The following is a 3,420-nucleotide window of genomic DNA, read 5'->3' as shown; positions in this document are numbered from 1 at the left end:
GAACTGGAGAACACCAGCCGCGGCACCGGCGCGCCCTGCTGCACCGTCGCGCGCAGCGCATCGAACAGCGCGCGCGTGGTGTCGAGGTTCGAGCGCAGGCCGAGCTCGAAATCGGCCTCGCATTCGCCCGACACCGCCGACGCCAGGTGGAACACGCCGTCGAACGGCTCGTCGCGCAGCGCAGCGCACTGCGCCAGCAAGGGCCCGGTGCGCGCCTTCACGCGTGCATCGGCCAGCAACTCGGCGCGGGGCGCGGCCTGGTCGGCCAGCACCAGCGTCTCGATGCGTCGCCCGTTCAGCGTGCCGCGCGACAACAGCGCCCGGGCCAGGCGCGTGCCGACGAAGCCGGCCCCGCCGGTGATCAGCAGTTTCATGGGGTGCCTCCCGTCGAGCACACGGGCTCGGCGCCGGCCCATCATGCGCGCACCGCGGGTTGTCGCGAGCAGGGGCAGCGCCGATTGACAGGGTCATTGGTGTCGTCATACAACCGCCTGCCCCTTCAGGCATGACACGAGGCATGACGCATGGCGAGTGTGACGATCCAGTCGGTGAAGAAGCGCTTCGGCTCGGTGCAGGTGCTGCACGGCGTGGACATCGAGATCGCCGACGGCGCGTTCACCGTGCTGGTCGGCCCCTCGGGCTGCGGCAAGTCGACGCTGCTGCGCATGATCGCGGGGCTCGAGGAAATCTCCGACGGCGAGATCCGCATCGGCGCACGCCGCGTCAACGAGCTGCCGCCCAAGCAGCGCGACATCGCGATGGTGTTCCAGAACTACGCGCTGTACCCGCACATGACGGTGCGCGACAACATGGCCTTCTCGCTGATGCTCGCGAAGCAGGACAAGGCGGTGGCCGACGAGAAGGTGGCGCGCGCGGCCGGCATCCTCGGGCTGAGCGAGCTGCTCGACCGCTACCCGCGCCAGCTCTCCGGCGGGCAGCGGCAGCGCGTCGCGATGGGCCGCGCGATCGTGCGCGACCCGCAGGTGTTCCTGTTCGACGAGCCGCTGTCCAACCTCGACGCGAAGCTGCGCGTCGCGATGCGCAGCGAGATCAAGGAACTGCACCAGCGCCTGAAGACCACCTCGGTCTACGTCACGCACGACCAGATCGAGGCGATGACGATGGCCGACCAGATCGTCGTGATGCGCGACGGCCGCATCGAGCAGACCGGCAGCCCGCTGACGCTGTACGACTTCCCGGCCAACCTGTTCGTGGCCGGCTTCATCGGCTCGCCGTCGATGAACTTCCTGCCCGGCACGCTGCGCCGCCGGGCCGGCCTGCTGCAGGTGGAGCTGGCCGACGGCACGCAGATGAACGCACCGACGCGCGCGGTGGGCGAGGACGGCCAGCCGGTGATCTTCGGCACGCGGCCGGAGCACCTGGCGCTCGGCGACAGCGGCGGCATCCCGTCGCAGGTGGTGGTGGTGGAGCCGACCGGTGCCGACACCTTCGTCGCCTGCCGGCACCAGGGCACCGAGGTGTCGGTGGTGTTCCACGAGCGGCACAGCTTCGAACCCGGCGCGACCATCCACCTGCAGCCCGACCTCGGCCGCGCGCACCTGTTCGACGCCGGCAGCGGCAAGCGATTGGCCGCCTGATGGCCTGATTCCTTCACGGTGCCGCAGTGCATCGCTTCACAACTTGACAGGAGACAACGATGACTGAGTTCAATCGCCGCAAGTTTCTGGAAGGGACTGCGGGCATCGCCACGCTCGGAACGGGCGCACTGTGGACGCCCGAGGCCGGCGCGCAGACGCTTGCCTACAAGCCCGAGAAGGGCGCCAAGTTGCGCGTGCTGCGCTGGAGCCGCTTCGTGCAGGGCGACATCGATGCGTACATGGTGAACGTCAAGCGCTTCACCGAGAAGACCGGCATCGAGGTGCGTGTCGACAACGAGGGCTGGGAAGACGTGCGGCCGAAGGCGGCCGTCGCGGCCAACACCGGCGCCGGGCCCGACATCATCCTGTCGACCAACGACGACGCGAACCTGTACCCCGACAAGCTGCTCGACGTGACCGACCTGTGCGAGTACCTCGGCAAGAAATACGGCGGCTGGTACCCGGCCTGCGAGGCCTTCCTGAGGCCCGACGGCAAGAAGTGGATCGGTGTCGCGCTCGGGGCGACCGGCTCGCTGGTGGTGTACCGCGAGAGCCAGATGAAGGCGGCCGGCTTCGAAACCATGCCGAAGGACACCGACGGCTTCCTGAAGCTCTACAAGGCGCTGGCCGCCAAGGGCACGCCGGGCGGCATGGCGCTGGGCAACGCGACCGGCGACAGCGCCTGGTGCCACTGGCTGCTGTGGGCCTTCGGCGGCGCGCTGGTCGACAAGGACAACAAGGTGACGCTGGACAGCCCGGCCACGCTGAAGGCGCTGGAGTACGCGAAGGAGCTGTATTCGAGCTTCGTGCCGGGCACGCTGTCGTGGCTGGACCCGAACAACAACAAGGCCTTCCTCGACGGGCAGATCAGCATCACCAACAACGGCATCTCGATCTACTACGCGGCCAAGAACTCGCCCGACCCGAAGCTCAAGGAGATGGCGGCCGACATCAACCACGCGGCCTTCCCGGTGGGCCCGGTGGGCGTGCCGACCGAGAACCACCTGTTCTTCAACCAGATGATCTTCAAGTACACGAAGTACCCGCAGGCGGCCAAGGAGTTCATGCGCTTCATGATGGAGCAGGAGCAGTTCGACCCGTGGCTGCAGGGGGCCGGCGGCTACATCGCGCAGCCGCTGCGCGCCTACGAGAAGAACACGGTGTGGACGGTCGACCCGAAGCACACGCCCTACCGCGACAGCGTGAAGAACCTGCGGCCGGCGGGCTATGCGGGCAAGCTGGGCTATGCCTCGGCCGGGGCGCTGGCGGATTTCATCGTGCCGAACATGGTGGCCGAGGCGGGCAGCGGCTCGAAGACGCCGAAGGAGGCCATGGAGCGGGCGCAGAAGCGGGCCGAGCGCTACTACAAGGTCTGATCGAGAGGCCTGCCCGTGAAGCTTCTCGAGCGCCTCCAGAACAGCCGCAACGCCCTCGGCCTGGCCTTCATGCTGCCGGCCGCGATGCTGTTGCTGGTGTTCCTGACCTACCCGCTCGGCCTGGGCACCTGGCTGGGCTTCACCGACGCGAAGATCGGGCGGGGCGGCTCGTGGATCGGCACCGAGAACTTCGAGTTCCTGGTGGGTGACAGCGTCGCGCGGCTGGCGCTGTTCAACACGCTCTTCTACACGGTGATCGCGAGCATCCTGAAGTTCGTGCTCGGGCTGTGGCTCGCGGTGCTGCTGAACAAGAACCTGCCGTTCAAGTCGTTCTTCCGTGCGGTGGTGCTGCTGCCGTGGATCGTGCCGACGGCGTTGTCGGCGATCGCGTTCTGGTGGATCTACGACGCGCAGTTCTCGGTGCTGAGCTGGGTGCTGATGAAGCT

The 3,420-nt window shown here is 67.9% G+C and carries 4 protein-coding genes; 3 read left to right on the top strand and 1 reads right to left on the bottom strand.

The genetic code is table 11. The annotated features are described in order from the left end of the window. Nucleotides 1-374: NAD-dependent epimerase/dehydratase family protein (locus AC1D12_RS28405; protein ID WP_477844434.1), on the bottom strand; the 374-nt coding region annotated here is incomplete at its 3' end. Between the two features lie 150 nt (nt 375-524). On the opposite strand from AC1D12_RS28405, the gene AC1D12_RS28400 reads away from it, so the two are divergent. The 3 genes from AC1D12_RS28400 to AC1D12_RS28390 all read left to right on the top strand — a co-directional run. Further along, nucleotides 525-1,598 carry an ABC transporter ATP-binding protein gene (locus AC1D12_RS28400; protein WP_047504504.1) on the top strand — a complete coding sequence of 358 codons (1,074 nt, stop codon included), beginning with the start codon at nt 525-527 and terminating at the stop codon, nt 1,596-1,598. Nucleotides 1,599-1,657: 59 nt separating this feature from the next. Continuing rightward, nucleotides 1,658-2,974 (top strand): ABC transporter substrate-binding protein, encoded by a 1,317-nt coding sequence (locus AC1D12_RS28395; protein WP_465111849.1) that lies wholly within the window; start codon nt 1,658-1,660, stop codon nt 2,972-2,974. 69 nt (nt 2,975-3,043) lie between these two features. After that, nucleotides 3,044-3,420, top strand: a 377-nt coding sequence (locus AC1D12_RS28390) for a carbohydrate ABC transporter permease (protein ID WP_477844436.1), incomplete at its 3' end; no start/stop codon positions are given.

The sequence above is a fragment of the Rhizobacter sp. P1_G5 genome, from assembly GCF_056405435.1.
The sequence above is the reverse complement of the archived record's forward strand: the minus strand, read 5'-3'. Positions and strand labels throughout refer to the sequence as shown.

Excerpts from the sequence above, each read along its gene's own strand:
- AC1D12_RS28400 (WP_047504504.1), top strand. The coding sequence starts at position 525 with ATGGCGAGTGTGACGATCCAGTCGGTGAAGAAGCGCTTCGGCTCGGTG.
- AC1D12_RS28395 (WP_465111849.1), top strand. The coding sequence starts at position 1,658 with ATGACTGAGTTCAATCGCCGCAAGTTTCTGGAAGGGACTGCGGGCATC.